This is a genomic window from Sphingomonas jatrophae (assembly GCF_900113315.1).
Lineage (GTDB): Bacteria > Pseudomonadota > Alphaproteobacteria > Sphingomonadales > Sphingomonadaceae > Sphingomonas_P > Sphingomonas_P jatrophae.
The window spans coordinates 632044-646971 of record NZ_FOZG01000003.1 but is presented as its reverse complement, the minus strand read 5'-3'; the positions used below and the strand labels follow the sequence as shown (position 1 = coordinate 646971).

12 protein-coding genes are annotated in these 14928 nt (G+C 68.8%); 5 read left to right on the top strand and 7 right to left on the bottom strand.

Annotated features, from left to right (window positions below; genetic code table 11):
• Positions 1 to 11 precede the first annotated feature (11 nt).
• Together fdhD and mobA are read left to right on the top strand one after the other, a co-directional pair.
• On the top strand, positions 12 to 782 hold the full coding sequence (gene fdhD / locus BM360_RS18555) for a formate dehydrogenase accessory sulfurtransferase FdhD (protein WP_093317463.1): 771 nt from the start codon (positions 12 to 14) through the stop codon (positions 780 to 782).
• Positions 779 to 1306, top strand: a complete 528-nt coding sequence (gene mobA / locus BM360_RS18550; protein WP_093317130.1) for a molybdenum cofactor guanylyltransferase — start codon at positions 779 to 781, stop codon at positions 1304 to 1306. Before fdhD ends, mobA begins: the two co-directional genes overlap by 4 nt.
• Here the strand turns inward: mobA and BM360_RS18545 are convergent.
• A complete protein-coding gene (locus BM360_RS18545; RefSeq protein WP_093317127.1) occupies positions 1303 to 1956 on the bottom strand; it encodes a Crp/Fnr family transcriptional regulator in 654 nt (217 codons plus the stop codon). The two genes, mobA and BM360_RS18545, sit on opposite strands and share 4 nt — an antisense overlap.
• Before the next feature lie 333 nt (positions 1957 to 2289).
• Between BM360_RS18545 and BM360_RS18540 the strand changes: the two genes are divergently transcribed.
• Complete coding sequence (locus tag BM360_RS18540) at positions 2290 to 3108, top strand: ferredoxin--NADP reductase (protein WP_093317125.1); 819 nt, start codon at positions 2290 to 2292, stop codon at positions 3106 to 3108.
• Between the two features lie 52 nt (positions 3109 to 3160).
• Entirely contained in the window at positions 3161 to 3475 is a 315-nt protein-coding gene (locus BM360_RS18535) for a hypothetical protein (RefSeq protein ID WP_131819304.1), read from the top strand.
• 10 nt (positions 3476 to 3485) lie between these two features.
• Here the strand turns inward: BM360_RS18535 and BM360_RS18530 are convergent, their stop codons facing one another.
• Complete coding sequence (locus tag BM360_RS18530) at positions 3486 to 3902, bottom strand: MerR family DNA-binding protein (protein ID WP_093317120.1); 417 nt, start codon at positions 3900 to 3902, stop codon at positions 3486 to 3488.
• Between the two features lie 44 nt (positions 3903 to 3946).
• Between BM360_RS18530 and BM360_RS18525 the strand changes: the two genes are divergently transcribed.
• Entirely contained in the window at positions 3947 to 5377 is a 1431-nt protein-coding gene (locus tag BM360_RS18525; protein ID WP_131819303.1) for a hypothetical protein, read from the top strand.
• A 98-nt stretch (positions 5378 to 5475) separates the two neighbouring features.
• Here the strand turns inward: BM360_RS18525 and BM360_RS18520 are convergent, their stop codons facing one another.
• From BM360_RS18520 to BM360_RS18500, 5 genes are all read right to left on the bottom strand, one after another.
• A complete protein-coding gene (locus BM360_RS18520) occupies positions 5476 to 6000 on the bottom strand; it encodes a PepSY-associated TM helix domain-containing protein (RefSeq protein WP_093317114.1) in 525 nt (174 codons plus the stop codon).
• 5 nt (positions 6001 to 6005) lie between these two features.
• The gene (locus BM360_RS18515; RefSeq protein WP_093317112.1) at positions 6006 to 8036 is read right to left on the bottom strand and encodes a TonB-dependent receptor; all 2031 of its coding nucleotides are present in this window, start codon (positions 8034 to 8036) and stop codon (positions 6006 to 6008) included.
• 68 nt (positions 8037 to 8104) lie between these two features.
• On the bottom strand, positions 8105 to 11473 hold the full coding sequence (locus BM360_RS18510; RefSeq protein WP_093317110.1) for a VPS10 domain-containing protein: 3369 nt from the start codon (positions 11471 to 11473) through the stop codon (positions 8105 to 8107).
• Between the two features lie 237 nt (positions 11474 to 11710).
• Positions 11711 to 14056, bottom strand: coding sequence for a TonB-dependent receptor (locus tag BM360_RS18505; protein ID WP_242653567.1), 2346 nt, complete (start codon positions 14054 to 14056; stop codon positions 11711 to 11713).
• 107 nt (positions 14057 to 14163) lie between these two features.
• The gene (locus tag BM360_RS18500) at positions 14164 to 14859 is read right to left on the bottom strand and encodes a DUF2490 domain-containing protein (RefSeq protein ID WP_093317107.1); all 696 of its coding nucleotides are present in this window, start codon (positions 14857 to 14859) and stop codon (positions 14164 to 14166) included.
• Between the last annotated feature and the right edge of the window lie 69 nt (positions 14860 to 14928).

Here is a 14928-nt window from a genome sequence, read left to right as displayed (position 1 = left end):
ATGACGGTGCGATGGACCATGTGCCCGCCTGTTTCACCCGGATCGCCGCATCGGGGGAGCGCACCAAGATCGAGCGCCCGGTTGCCGCCGAAGTACCCGTCGCGATCGAATATGACGGGATCGGCTATGCCGTGCTGATGGCCACGCCTTCGGACCTGCCCGATCTGGCGCGCGGCTTCGCCATCGCCGAGCGGCTGGTGGACGGGATGGACGAGCCGGTGCCCGCCGAGGCGCACGAGACGGCGCGCGGCATCGTGCTGCGCGCGAGCCTGCCTGTTGGCCGGCGCGACCGGCTGCTCGACCGCGTGCGCCACCGCGCGACGGAAAGCGGGTGCGGGCTGTGCGGCGTGGAGTCGCTCGATCAGGCGCTGCGCCCCTTGCCGCGCATTGCCGCCGTCTCGCAGGCCGGCGACGCGGCCTTGTTCGCCGCGCTGGCGGCGTTGCGCGATCACCAGCCCTTGGCCCAGGCGACCGGCGCCGTCCATGCCGCGGCCCTGTGCGGCGCCGATGGAGCGATCCGGCTGGTGCGCGAGGATGTCGGGCGGCACAATGCGCTGGACAAGCTGATCGGCGCGATGGCCGCGGGTGGGCTCGGCTGGGATGGCGGCTTTGCCCTCCTGTCGTCGCGCTGCTCGTTCGAGCTGGTCGAGAAGGCGGCGCTGGCGGGCTGCCCGCTGCTCGTCACGGTTTCCGCCGCGACCGGGCTGGCGCTGGCGCGGGCGCGTGAAGCGGGCCTGCGGCTGGTGACGCTGGCGCGTGCCGATGCGGTGCTCGAATCGTGACGCGCATTCTCGGTGCGGTGCTGGCGGGCGGGGCCTCGCGCCGGTTCGGGCAGGACAAGGCGCTGGCGCTGCTGGGCGGACGGCCGCTGATCGCGCATGCGCTGGCGGCACTCGACGCACAGGTGGATGCAATGGTGGTGTGCGGGCGCGACTGGCCGGGCGGGATCGGCCTGCCCGACCGGCCGGGGCCGGGGCTGGGGCCGCTCGGCGGGCTGGCGGCGGCGCTGCACCATGCCGCCGGCCACGGTTTCGACGCAGTGGTCAGCCTGCCATGCGACGTGGCGCGGGTGCCGCCCGATCTGGTTCTCCGCCTGGGCGAGGCGGGGGCGGCTTATGTCGAGGGTCAGCCGGTGGTCGGGCGTTGGCCGGCGGCGCTCAGTGCCGTGCTTGACGCGCATATCGCGCGCGATCCGCGGCGATCGCTGCGAGGCTGGGTGGCGGTGGCGGGGGCACGGCCGGTCACGATCGAATTGCCCAACGTCAACACGCCGGAGGATCTCGCCCGGCTGACGGGGGAGGCTTAGGCGGCGGGCAGCCAGGCAGGCTGGCGATCCAACTCACGCTGGGGCAGCCCGGCGAAGCGACGCAGCCCCTCGAGATCGAGGATCGCGATCGAGCCGCGCATCCAGCGCACCAGATTGCTGGCGCGCAACTGCAGCAGCACCCGGCTAACATGGACCAGGGTTGCGCCGATCATGTCGGCGACGTGGCTTTGCGTGATCGGGGTCGCAAAGGTGAGGCCGACCGAGGGATCGTTGCGCCGCAGCCGTTCGTGCAACTGCACGATCAGCGCGGCCACGCGCCGGGCCGTATCCGCCCGGCCCATCACCGCCATCCGATCGATCAGCATGCCCCGCTCCTCCTGCGAGACGACGAACAGCAACGCCGCCAAGCGCGGTTGCTTGGCGAACATCGCGCCGATCGCCTCCCGCGGCACGGGAACCACCCGCGCGGGGGTGAGCGCGGTGAGCGTATCCACCGCATTCTTGTAGGCGAGGCTCGGCAAACCCATCATGTCGCCGGGCAGATGCGCCTTGATCATCTGGCGCGCGCCATCGTGCAAAGTGACATGGCTGGCGACCCATCCGTCGATGAGGAGGTGCGGGATCGTATCGGCCTCGCCCTCCGTCTGGAGCACCTCGCCGCGCTCCAGCAGCAGCGGTTTGCCGGCCATGGATTCCAGCAGGCTCGTCTCCTCGGCCTTCAGGCGGCTGAAGGCAGCGAGGCGGACGATCGGCGAGGGGAGGTCGGAAATGTGGGCTATCCCGGATAGTTAAGCGCGCATTGCGGAAGCGGAATGACGGCCAAGCGGAAGATTAGTTCCCGAAGCGGCCATTTCTGACGTAGTCGGCCGCTATCAGCCGGAAAAGACGGACGATGGTTGTCGAAATCGCCAGCATCGATATGGCGAGCGCGCTGTGCGGGGCCATATGTCGCCGCGCTGCAGCATTGCCCGCGCCGGTCTAAGAGCCCGGCACCAAGGGCCTGACGACCGAGGAGATTGAGCATGAGTGACCCCGTCGCCGCCGGACAGACGCTGGCGCCCACCGCCGCGCTGACGGTCGAGACGGTGCTGTCCGTCCGTCACTGGAACGAGCATCTGTTCAGCTTCACCATCACGCGCCCCGCCAGCTTCCGCTTCCGCTCGGGCGAGTTCGTGATGCTCGGTCTGCCGGGCGACAATGGCAAGCCGCTGCTGCGCGCTTATTCGATCGCCAGCCCGTCCTGGGCCGAGGAGATCGAGATCTTCTCCATCAAGGTGCCGGACGGCCCGCTCACCTCCAAGCTGCAGCTTATCCAGCCGGGCGACCAGCTGTTCCTCGGCCGCAAGCCCACCGGCACGCTCGTCACCGATGCGCTGAAGCCCGGCAAGAGGCTGTTCCTCTTCTCCACCGGTACCGGTCTTGCGCCCTTTCTCAGCCTGGTGCGCGACCCGGACGTCTACGAGCTGTTCGACCGCGTGGTGCTGGTCCATTCGGTGCGCCGCGTGTCCGATTTCGCCTATCGCGAGATGCTGGAAAGCCAGCTGGCGGGCGATCCGCTGGTCGAGGATCAGGCCAAGGCGCAGTTCGACTATCTGCCGACCTGCACGCGCGAGGAATTTCCGCGCATGGGCCGGATCGATGCGCTGATCGACAGCGGCACGCTGTTCGGCCCCGCGCTGACCGGCCCGGCGAAGCTCGATCCCGAGCAGGACCGGGTGATGCTGTGCGGCAGCACCGCGATGATCAAGACGCTGGCGGAGAGGCTGGACGGCATGGGCTTCACCGAAGGCTCGAACGCGTCGCCCGGCGATTATGTGATCGAGCGCGCCTTCGTCGGCTGACTTGCGGCCGGTGCGCGGGGGAACTCTCGCGCGCGCCGGCCGCTCAGAGGCCATGCGCCCCCTGATCCTTCCGTGCCTGCTCGCGGCCGCCGCCTGCACCACCACGCCGCGGCCGGCCGCGTCGCCCGGCGCCGCGGCGGAGGCCCGCAGCGCGCGCTACCTTTGTTCGGACGGACGCGCGGTGGAGATCCTCTACGGCGGTGACGGATCGGCGGTGCTGACGGTCGGCAGCGAGACGGTCGAGCTGACACCCACGGCGGGCGGCGGCTGGACCGGCGGCGGCTGGCGCTGGCGGGCGGACGGCCCGGCCGGCGGCATGCTCGCCCACGGCACGGCTGCGCCGACCGCCTGCCGGGCAGGCGGCTGACCTCGTCGGGCTAGGTCTCGTTCGATCCGTCGAAGGCGGACAGGATCGGGCAGGCGCCCCCTTCCCCCTTGCCGCACGCATCGGCCAGCCGGGCGAGCGCGGCGCGCGCGGCGCTGAGTTCGGCGATGCGGCGGTCCAGCTCCGCCACGCGGTTGCGGGCGAGCGCGCGGGCACGGGCGCGATCGTCGACTGCGTCGAGCTGGAGCAGCTCGCCCACCTCGTCCAGCGTGAAGCCTGCTGCCTGCGCCGAGCGGATGAAGCGGAGGCGACGGACATCCTCGCCGTCGTAGCGCCGCACGCCGCCGCTGGTGCCGTCGCCCGCCGGCCGCGCCGGCTGCGGCATGAGGCCACGGCGCTGATAGTAACGCACCGTCTCCACGCCGACCGCGCCGGCGCGGGCGAGGCGGGCGATCGTCATCTCTGCCATGCTTGACTCCGGACCATGGTACGGAGGCTATGGATCGCCGCCTGATGCACAGCAAGCCCGCCTCCGCTCTTGCCATCCCCACGCGCCGGATCGCGCTCGCGCTGGCCTGCGCCGTACAGGGCGGTGCGGCGCTGGCGCAGACCGGCCATGAGGGGCACGCAATGCCGCCGGCTGCAGCAGCCGCGACCGCGGGCGACGCAGCGCCGGGGCAGGGCATGACGGCGCACGACATGGCAGGGCACGACATGGCGGGGCACGCCATGGCCGGTCACGACATGGGCGGCCACACCATGCCCGCTCTGCTCGGCCCTTATGCGATGAACCGCGAGGCATCGGGCACGTCGTGGCAGCCGGAAAGCTCGCCCATGTACGCGACCATGTTTCACAGCGGCGGCTGGTCGGGCATGGCGCAGGCCAATGCCACGCTGGCCTATACCGATCAGGGCGGGCGGCGCGGCGCAGCCAAGACGTTCGTGCCGTCGATGGCGATGGTGATGGGCAGCCGGGCGGTCGGCGAGCATGGCCGGTTGGGCTTGCGCGCGATGCTGTCGCTCGATCCCTTAATGGGGCGGCGCGGCTATCCCAATCTGTTCGCCACCGGCGAGACGGCGGACGGCGTCACCAAGCTGGTCGACCGCCAGCACCCGCACGATTTCGTCATGGAGCTGGCCGCCAGCTATTCGCACGACCTGGGCGGCGGCCGCGCGGCCTACCTGTATGCCGGCCTGCCGGGCGAGCCGGCGCTGGGGCCGCCCGCCTTCATGCACCGCATCTCCGGCCTCGATAATCCCGAGGCGCCGATCGGCCATCACTGGTTCGACAGCACGCACATCACGTGGGGTGTGGTAACGGCGGGCTTTTCCACCAACCTCTGGAAGGTGGAGGCGAGCGCGTTCAAGGGGCGCGAGCCGGACGAGAAGCGCTGGGATTTCGAGATGCCGCGGCTGGACAGCTGGTCCGTCCGTGCCTTCTGGAACCCGACCGCCAACCTGTCGCTCCAGGCGTCGACCGGGCACATCGAGTCGCCCGAGCAGTTGCACCCGGACGAGGACGAACAGCGCACCACGCTGTCCGCGACGTGGAACCGCCCGCTTGGCCCCGGCGCCAATTGGGCGACAACGGTGGCGTGGAGCCTGAAGGACATCCGCCCGGGCGGGTCCTACAATGGCTGGCTGGCGGAAACGGCGGTTCGCTGGGCGGACCGGCACACCGTTTATGCCCGCGCCGAGCGGGTGGAGGAGAGCGAGCTGTTCGGCGAGGACGAGCCGCTGCACCACGACGTGTTCACGGTAAACAAGCTGTCGCTCGGCTATCAGTACGAATTGCCGGTGACGAGCGACCTGCGCCTGGCGGTGGGCGGGCTGGCAAGCGCCTATGGCTATGCCTCCGCGCTCGAGCCGGCTTACGGGCGCGACGGGATCAAGAGCTTCCTCGTCTATCTGCGCGCCAGCTTCGGCGACCGGCGCATCCGCTAGAGCGGTTTCGAGGCAGGTGGATCACCTGCCGGCTCGGAACCCGCGGAAAACAAACAAAGGACTCGAGCGGCGATCCGGTGCAACCGGATCGAACCGCTCTAGAGCCGGCCGCCCTTCGCCCTTTTCGCCCGGCGGACGAGGAAGGGCAGGACGAAAAGATAGACGCCGGTGCCGCCCATGACGAGCAAAGCGAGCCCCGACCCGAACGACAGGACATATTTCGCCCAGCCGCCCAGCACGCTGAAATCGTGGATCGTCTCCAGCAGGTCCGACGTGCGATAGCCGGTTTCCACCGCCTCGCCGGTGAAGATGTCGACCTGCACCTCGGTGCGTGAGTTCAGGATCACCTTGGCGATGCCGTCCTTGGGGCGGATGTCGATCCGGTCGATGTCCTGCCAGCGCGTGCGCTCATGCCCCGGCACGCGGGTGACGGAAGCGAGGATCGAGTCGATCGGTCGATCGGACAGGCCTTGAGCCGAACCGTCACGGGTCGGCGGCTGGAGCGTGGCGAAGTCCTTCTTGAGCGCGAGCAGGCAGCCGCTGATCGCGATGGTGAACACGCTGACCAGCAGGAATAGCGACGCCCAATAATGGACCTTGCGGAGCGTGCGGGCGGCAGACATGGCCGTCAGGGCGCGCCGACCGACAGGCCGATGCGGAAGGCCCGGCCGGGCGCGGGCAGCCCCAACTGCGGCACGATGTCCGTGTCGGTCACATTGTCGACGCGGGCGAACAGCTCGAAGCGGGTAGCGCCTGCGGCGATGCGCTGGCTGGCGCGCAGGTTGAGCGCGGTGGAGCGCGGCAGCGGCACCAGCACGCCGTTCACGTCGGCCGAATAAGCCCGGCCGATATGCTGCACCTCGGCCAGCGCGCCGAAGCCGCTCTGCCCCGCATAGTCGACATAGGCGCGGGCGAGCGCCGACGGCTTTTCCGCCAGCCGGTTGATCTGACCGGCAGGGTTCTCCTTGCGGCGGACGCGGCTGAGCGTGGCGCTGCCGCCGATGGAGATTTCCGGCGCCACCCGCCAGTCGCCGCCTGCCTCGACCCCATGCACCTTGGAGCCTGCAAGGTTGATCCGCTGGCGCAGGCGGCCGACGTTGCGCTGATCGATCGTGCCGTCCAGATCCTGGATGAAGCCGACGAGGAACAGCCCGCCTGCATCGCCGCGCCATTCCGCGCCCGCCTCGGCGCTGATGATGCGCTCCGGCTTCAAATCGGGGTTGATGAGGAAGCGATTGAGCGCCTGGCCGAACAGTTCGCGCATGGTTGGCGCGCGGATCTTGCGGCCGGCGGCACCGCGCAGGCGGACGCCGCTCCCGACATCCCAGGCAAGGCCGACGCGGCCGGTCCAGCCATCGGCGTCGGCGATGGCGGGCTTGTCGCCCGTGTCGAGATAATCGACCTTGTCGTAGCCCGCGCCGAGCTGAGCGGTGAGGCCACCGCCGAGCGGCAAGTCGAGATCCGCTCCCACGCTGAGGTTTCGCTGGTGATAGCGAATGAAGCCGGGCAGCGCCGCGGGCGGGCGCCCCGCGGTGAAGGTGATGTCCTGCTGCTTGTGGACCGAGTCGAGCAGGTTGATGGAGCCCGTCAGTCGCGCGCCGCCCAGCTGCTGCGTCAGCAGCGCGCGGGTGCCGAAGGTGAGATCGTGATCCACCTCGCGCGTGTCCCGGCGGTCGTAGGTGACGTCGGTATAGCTGTCGATCGTCTGGCGGAAGCGCTGCACCCAGCCGACTAGATCGAGCGCGGTCGCATCGCCGAGTGCCAGCCCGCCATTGGCGGAGATTAGCGTGTGCTGGATGTCGGGATAGCGCCAGAAGCGGGCGCCCGACGGGCGGTCGCTCTCGGGCGCGATGCCCTTTTCGCCCCAGACGTGGAAGGCGGTGAGCGACAGGCGATGGCCGCCCGCTTCGCTGCCGAGCCGGGCGAAGACGCTGGCCAGCTCGCGGTCAGTGTTGGTGCGGCGGTCGTCACCGATCTGCGAAAAGGGCAAAGCGGCATCGTCGGACAGCGGTTCGCCGCGGCGATCGGCATAGCTGCCGCCGATGTCGAGCCGGGTGGTGCCGGTGAGGAGCGGCGCGATGCCCTGCGCCTCGCGGGCACGCCCGCTGCCGACCAGCGCGCGCGCAGCGATGCCGTCTGGCGCGCGCGGCGAGAAGCTGACGGCGCCCAGCGCATTGACGCCGTAGAGCGGCGCGAGCGGCGCGGCGGCGGTGCGGGCCGAGCCGATCAGGGCGGCGGGCAGCAGGCTCAGATCCAGCCGATTGTCCCACGGCACGTTGATCGCCGCGCCGTCGTAGAAGATTGCCACTTGCCGCTCGGCAGCGGAGCGGACGAAGGCGATCGCCTCGCCGCGCGAGTTGACCGGCACGTGGACGGAGGGGAGGCGACGGACGATCTCGTCCGCGCTGCCCGCCGCGATCAGGTCGATCTGGCGGGGGTCAAGCGCGTGGCGCGTCTCATCCGGCGGGAGGCCGGGGCCGCTGCGGCCATAAACGGTGATCGGTGCGGTGGGATCGCCCGGCAAGGCCTGCTGCGTGCGCAGGCTCGCCGTCGTGGCTTCGCCCGAGCTATCGACCGCCTGCGCGGCGAGCGGCACCGAGACGGTGCCGAGCGGCAGCATGAGCACGCGGATCAGCCGCACGCGATTAAGCAGGCGCATCCGCGTCGCTCCGAAATCAGAAAAGAAGGTCCGGGCGGCCGTAAGGCGACCGCCCGGGAAGGATCAGCTTATTCGGTGCCGCTGCCGACTTCCTCGTCCTCGATCTTCATCGAGGCGAGCTGCTCGGCGCGGTCCGCCGCCAGCTGATTGGCGGCGACCAGCGTCACAGGCTTCAGCTGCTGCTGTTGCAGCATCGCGTTCAGCGCGGCGACATCCTGGGACTTGATCTGCCCCCAGGTGCCGAGCTGCTGATCCGCCACCTGCTTCAGCTTGGCATATTCCTCATGATGCTGCTTGGCGGGCGCCGTGTCGCCCTGCGCCACCGTGGTGGCGAGCGAGGCGAGCATGTTGTTGAGCCGCACCGGATGATTGAGCGGATCCTGCGAGGAGATATTCTTCACCTGGATCAGCACAGCCTCGACCGCGCCGGCCTTGGCCTCCACCGCATCGGCCGCCGCGACGATCTGCGCCGCATTCGCCTTGCCTGCCGCCGCAGCCTTTGCTGCCGCGACCTGCGTGTGCAGCGCGCGCAGTTCCAGCACCGCATCATTGACGAGCCGCAGCTCGCGATTGATCGCGGCGACCAGATCATATTGCTGCTGCAACTCGGCCTGCGTGGTCTGCAGGTTCGGGTTGGGCAGGATCCGGACGGTCTGCGTCTCGCTCTTGCCGTCCACCGTCAGGCGGACCTTGTAGGTGCCGGGCACGACGGTGGCGCCGCCGTTCATCGCATGCCAGACCGCCGCCTTCGGCACGGTGACGGCGGCTTCCTCGCGGAAATCCCAGACGAAGCGGTTGACGCCCGCATTGCGGGTGAGCTTCGCCGGCTTGCGGTTGCGTGGGCCGTCCTCTTCCTCGTCGTCGCCACCGGCCGGCGGATTGGGCGAGGGATAGGTGCGGATCACCCGGTCGGAGGCATCGAGGATCTCGAGCTTGAGGCCGTTATCCTTCTCCTCCGGCTTTGCCGCAGAGGCGGTCTGCACCGTGCCAGCGGACGGCGCCTGCTCGGACTTGTCCTTGCCGGCCTGCGCGCCCATCGGCCCAGGCTTGGGCTCGGCCTTCGGCTCCGCCTGACCTTCCTTCAGGTTGTAATAGATGATCACGCCCTGCGGCGGGTTGGCCGCGGTCGGCCCGCCCATCGAATTGCCGCGGCCCGCATAGAGGATGCGGGTCGTGTCGCGCGGCGCGAACAGGTGGAAGCTCTTGCGCGCCACCTCGGGCGACCATTGCCGCACCGCGCTCAGATCATCGAGCACCCAGAAGGAGCGTCCATGCGTGGCCACGGCGAGATCGCCGGCCCCGGCGACCGCCAAGTCGTGCACCGGGCTGCGCGGCAGCGCCATCTGGAAGGGCTGCCATGCCTTGCCGCTGTCGAACGAGACGAACACACCGTTCTCCGTGCCGGCATAAAGCAGGCCCGGCCGCGCCGGATCGGCGCGGATGACGTGCAGATAGGCGTCGGCAGGCAGGCCGGCGGTGATCGGCGTCCACGTCTTGCCATAATCGTCGGTGCGGAAGCCGTAGGGCGTGAAGTCGTCCAGCCGGTGACGATCGGCGACCGCATACATGGTGCCGGCCTTGCGCGGATCGGGCTCGACCATGTTGACGGTCGCCCATTCCGGCATGCCCTTCGGCGTGACGTTCTGCCAGTTGGCGCCGCCGTCGCGCGTGATGTGGATCAGGCCGTCATCGGTGCCGACCCAGATCAGATCCTTCTGCACCGGCGACTCGTTCACCGAGAAGATCGTGTTGTAATATTCGACGCCGGTATTGTCCTTCGTCAGCGGACCGCCGGAGGCGACCTGCTTGGACTTGTCGTTGCGCGTCAGATCTGGCGAGATCTGCGTCCAGCTCTTGCCCTCGTCCGTGGTCTTCCACAGCACTTCGGTGGCGTTGTAGAGCACGTTCGGATTGTGCGGCGAATAGAGCAACGGCTCCGTCCACTGCGGGCGATGCTCGAGATCCTTCGCCGCCCAGCCCATCGCCTCGCGCGGGAACGGCCCGATGGCGTAGAGCTGGCCCGTCTTGTGATCGTAGCGGGTGACCTGGTTGCCATAGCTGTTGGCGATGGTCACGTCCGGGTTCTTCGGGTCCGCGATCACATAGCCGCTCTCGCCGCCGCCGGCCGCCCAGAAGCTCTCCTGCCCGATCGGCCCGCGCACGTTGCCGCTGGCGATCGAGACGGTCGTGTTGTCCTGCTGCGCGCCGTAGATGCGGTAGGGCACCTGCTTGTCGACCGAGATGTGGTAGAATTGCGAGGTCGCCTGATTGGCGCCCGTCGTCCACGTCTCGCCGCCATTGACCGACACGTTGGCCGCGCCGTCATTGCCCTCCACCATGCGATCGGTGTCGTTGGGGTTGATCCACAGCGCGTGATTGTCGCCGTGGAAGGTCGGCATCGTCTTGAACGTCTTGCCGGCGTCGGTCGACTTGTAGGCGCCGGTGTTCAGCACGTAGACCTTATCGGGATCCTTCGGATCCGCGATGACGTGCGAATAATACCAGGCGCGCTGGCGGAAATCGCCGCGATCGCTGATCCGCTGCCAGTTTGCGCCGCCATCGTCGGTGCGATAAAGGCCGCCCTCCTGCGCCTCGATCAGCGCGTAGATGCGCTGCGGGTTGGAGGTCGGCGCCACGCCGATCTTGCCGAGGATGCCGGCGGGCAGGCCGTTGCCCGTCTGCTTCTGCCAGGTATTGCCGCCGTCGGTGGACTTGTAGAGGCCGCTGCCCGGGCCGCCGCTCTCCAGGATCCACGGCTTGCGATGCGCCTGCCACATGCCGGCCCACAGCACGTTGGGGTTGCTCGGATCCATGGCGACGTCGATCGCGCCGGTCTTGTTGTCGACGAACAGCACCTTCTGCCACGTCTTGCCGCCGTCGCGCGTGCGGAACACGCCGCGTTCGGGATTGTCGCCGAAGGCATGGCCCAGCGCCGCGGCGAACACGGTGTTCGGATCGGTGGGGTGCACCACCACCTTGCCGATCACCTGCGTGTCGCGCAGGCCGGCATAGCTCCAAGTCTTGCCCTCGTCGGTCGACTTGTAGAGGCCGTTGCCCATGATGACATTGCCGCGGATGTTGCCCTCACCCGTGCCGACGTAGATCGTCTTCGGGTCGGACGGCGCCACCGCCATCCCGCCGATCGAGGGCGATGCCTCGGGGAACTTGTCCCACAGCGGCTTCCAGCTGTTGCCGCCATCGTTGGTGCGCCAGACGCCGCCGCCGGCTGCGCCCATGTAATAGGTATCCGGTTCCTGCACGACACCGGCGACCGCGCTGACACGGCCGCCGCGGAACGGGCCGATCAGGCGATATTGCATGCCCGCGAAGGGCGATGCCGCAGGTGCGGCGGTACGGGTCGGCGTTGCGGCAGCGGCGATGGCCGGTGCGGTCAGCAGGCTGGTCGCGATCAACGCGACGGCAAATGCACGTGGCATGTCTGTCCCCCTTTGGACGCTGGCGGCACGAGCTGTTCGCTTGGCTTCCCGCCCCGCCCCCGAAAGGGAAGCTACATGCAGGTGACTGGCATGTCCTGCCAAATCGACCGGCCGATCCGTGCGAAAATTGGATCGATCACGCCGCTTCTGCCCCGCTCCGTAGAATGAATGAACCTATAGCAACATAGAGCAACGCAGCTTGGCGTATTTGCGGGGTTGACGGCCCTCCTGCTCCGTTCACCGCCGCACGCGCAAGGTGGCACCGATCAGGCGCGGATCACCTGGAGTCGCGAGGATCAGCCCCGAGTTGCCCGCCTGCACGGTGACGTTCTGGATATAGGTCCGGTCGAACAGGTTGCGCGCGAACAGCGCCACCTCCCACCCCTTGTTCGAGCGGTAGCCGAGGCTTGCATTGACGAGGCTGTAGCCGCCGATCCGCGTGAAGCGGGACAAGGCGGCTTCACCGTTATAGCCGCTTCGCCAGCCGGCATCGGCGTGCAGCACGAGATCGCCGTCAAGCGGCGCCAGCGGGACGGCGTGATCGACGCCCAGCGTCTCCGACCAGCGGGGCAGGCCCGACAGGCGGCCGCCGGTCAGGTCGCAGGCGCTGGTGGCGCTGCCTTGCCGCTCCAGCGGGCAGGGCCCTCTCGGATAATCGCTGTAGGTGCCGTGCGCATAGGCGAAGGAGGCGCGCAGGCTGAGGCCGGGAGCGATGCGCGCGACCGCATCGCCCTCGACGCCCTTCACCGTTACCTCGGGAATGTTGGACAGATAGCCGCGCAGCGCCACCGTCTGGCTGCTGTCGACGATGGTGGCCTGAAAATCCTTTACCCGCGTGTGGAAGGCGGCGAGATTAAGCAGCAGCCGGTCGCCCAGCAGGCGCGTCTTGACGCCCGCCTCCCACGTCGTGTTCCGCTCGGGCGCCACCACCGCGGTCGCCAGCACCGGGCGGTTGGACGCGTCGAGCGGCAGGCCGGACATGTTGATCCCGCCCGACTTGAAGCCGCGCGCGGCACCGGCATAGGCAAGGATGCGGTCGCTCACCTGCCAGGCGATGTTGGCGCGGCCGGAGACGCTGCCGTCCCGGTCGCGCGCGGAATAGCTTTGCGGGCGCAGCACCGACAGCTTGGCGGCGGTCAGCGCCGGATCGCTGGTCACCAGCCCGCCCGAGACGGTGGTGGCATAGTCGCCCCGCTTCTGCTCGTAGGTGTAGCGCAGGCCGCCGGTCAGCGTCACGCGGTCGAACACGCGCCAGTTCAGCTCGGCAAAGGCGGCATAGCTGTTGCTGGCGAAGCGGGTGCGGCCGTCCTGGCCATAGCCGTCGAGCAGGTTGGCGGTGACGGCCGTGCCGTTCGCGCCCGTGGTGGCGCCGATCAGCCAGTAGGCCGCGGCCGGGCCGTAGATCGACACCGGCCGGCCGACGATCGTCTGGCGAAAGAAATAGAGCCCGGCGACATAGCCGAGGCGCCGCTCGCCCTGGGAGGCGAGGCGCACTTCCTGACTATACTGATCCTGCCGCGAGGGGATGCCCTGAACCAGCTGGATCGGCACGCCGGTATAATCCCGGTCATTCTGCGCCGACCAGTTCCAGAATCGCCAAGCCGAGACCGAGGTGAGCGTGGCCGTGCCGAGATCCATCTCGACGATGGCGGACACGCCGCCTTCGTTGGTGTCCGATCCGACGGGCGCGTCGATGTCGGTCAGCCGGTCATAAGGGTCGGTGCTGGCGGGGCGGTAGCCGATCCCCGCCGCCAGCGCCGGATATTGCCGGGCGGCCGGGCGGAGCGAGGTGCCGACCCGGTAGAAAACCTGCGTGCAGCATTCGCTGTCGAACCTCGTGTAATCGGCGATGAGGCGCGCGGTGAGCGTCTCGGTCGGCGTCCAGAGCAGCTGGCCACGGATCGCCTGATTGTCGATCCCGTTGTGACGGCGGTTCAGCCTGACGTTGCGGATCACCCCGTCCCGCATGGTGCTGAGCGCGGACAGGCGGATGGCGAGGCGATCGTCGACGAGCGGACCGGAGACCGCGCCTTTCACCTGCAGGAAATCGTAGCTGCCGACGCTGATCTCGGCCTGCGATTCCGGCTGGAACGTGGGCAGGCGGCTCGTGATGCTGACCGCGCCGGCGGTGCTGTTCTTGCCGAACAGGGTGCCTTGCGGGCCGCGCAGCACCTCGATCCGCTCGATGTCTGTGAAGTCGAACGCCGCGGTGGCGGGGCGGGCGTGATAGACCTGATCGACGTAGAAGCCGACACCCGGCTCCAGCCCGTCATTCGACTGGCTGACCGCGACGACGCTGGAGCCGAGGCCGCGGAGCGTGATCGCGGTGTTGCGCGGATTGGCGGATGAGTAGTTCAGCGCGGGCACCAGCTGCGCCAGCGCTTGCGGGTTCACCGTATAGCTGCGGTCGAGCAGCTCACCGCCGACGACCGACAGGGCCGCGGGCACGCGCTGCGCATCCTCCGCCCGCTGGCGCGCGGTGACGATCACCTCGGACGCGCCATCCGGAACGGCCTCTGCGGCCTGGGCTGAGCCGCCGGCAAGCAGCGCGAGCGTGGCGATCATCGTCGATCCGAACCGCATGCCTGGAGCCCCGCTTGGCGAGCCTGCAGAGGCGCCGACTCGTTATATACAGCCGTATATAGAGGTTGCTGCGCTGCCAAGCTGGCGGTTTTGCGGTTTCCAGGGCGTCAGTCGGTGACGATGGCGTGGAGTTGGGGAAGATTGATCGTCAGCTGCACGCTGAGCGCATGATCCATCTGCGCGGAGGCGCCGCTCCGGGGTGGACGATATTGGTTGAGGTAGCCCATGTCGGCGGACATGCGCCGGCCGATCGGTACGGCGAGGCCGATGATGTTGCGCATCCGCTCATAACCGCTGCGCTGGCCCCAGCTGGTGGCGTTCGGCAGCAGGAAGCTTTCGTGGCTGATGAACGCCGCGAGACCCTTCGGTCCGAGCGGATGATTGTACCGGATCAGCGGCCGGATGCGGAAGCCGATCTCGCTGCCTTCCGGATGGAAGCGTTCGTCTACGCGGAAGCGCGTGGTGATCCGTCCGAAGGTGGCGACGACCTGCTGGCGCAGGCGGTCCTCGTCGCGCGCCGAGCTGTTGTACAAGCCAACGCGCCGATAGCCGAAACCAAGCTCGACCTGCTTGCTGATGCGGTAACCCAGCAGCGCGCCGAATTCTGTCTGATAGAGGCCGCCCGGCCGGTCGCCGAAGCGGGCGATCTGCTCCAGCGTCACGCGGAGCTTCGCTGCCAAGGGCAGGTTGGTGTTGGCCTGCAGCCAGAGCTGCTCGTCCTGCTGCGCCGCATGCACCGGGCCAGCGATCAGCAGCGCCGCGATCGCGGTGAGGAATGTCGGCGAAGGAATCGGAGGTCGCATCGGTGCGCCAGATGCGCGGTTTCGGTGCCGCAGGTAAGCGATTTTCGTCAGTCCGGGCCAGTGGCAGCG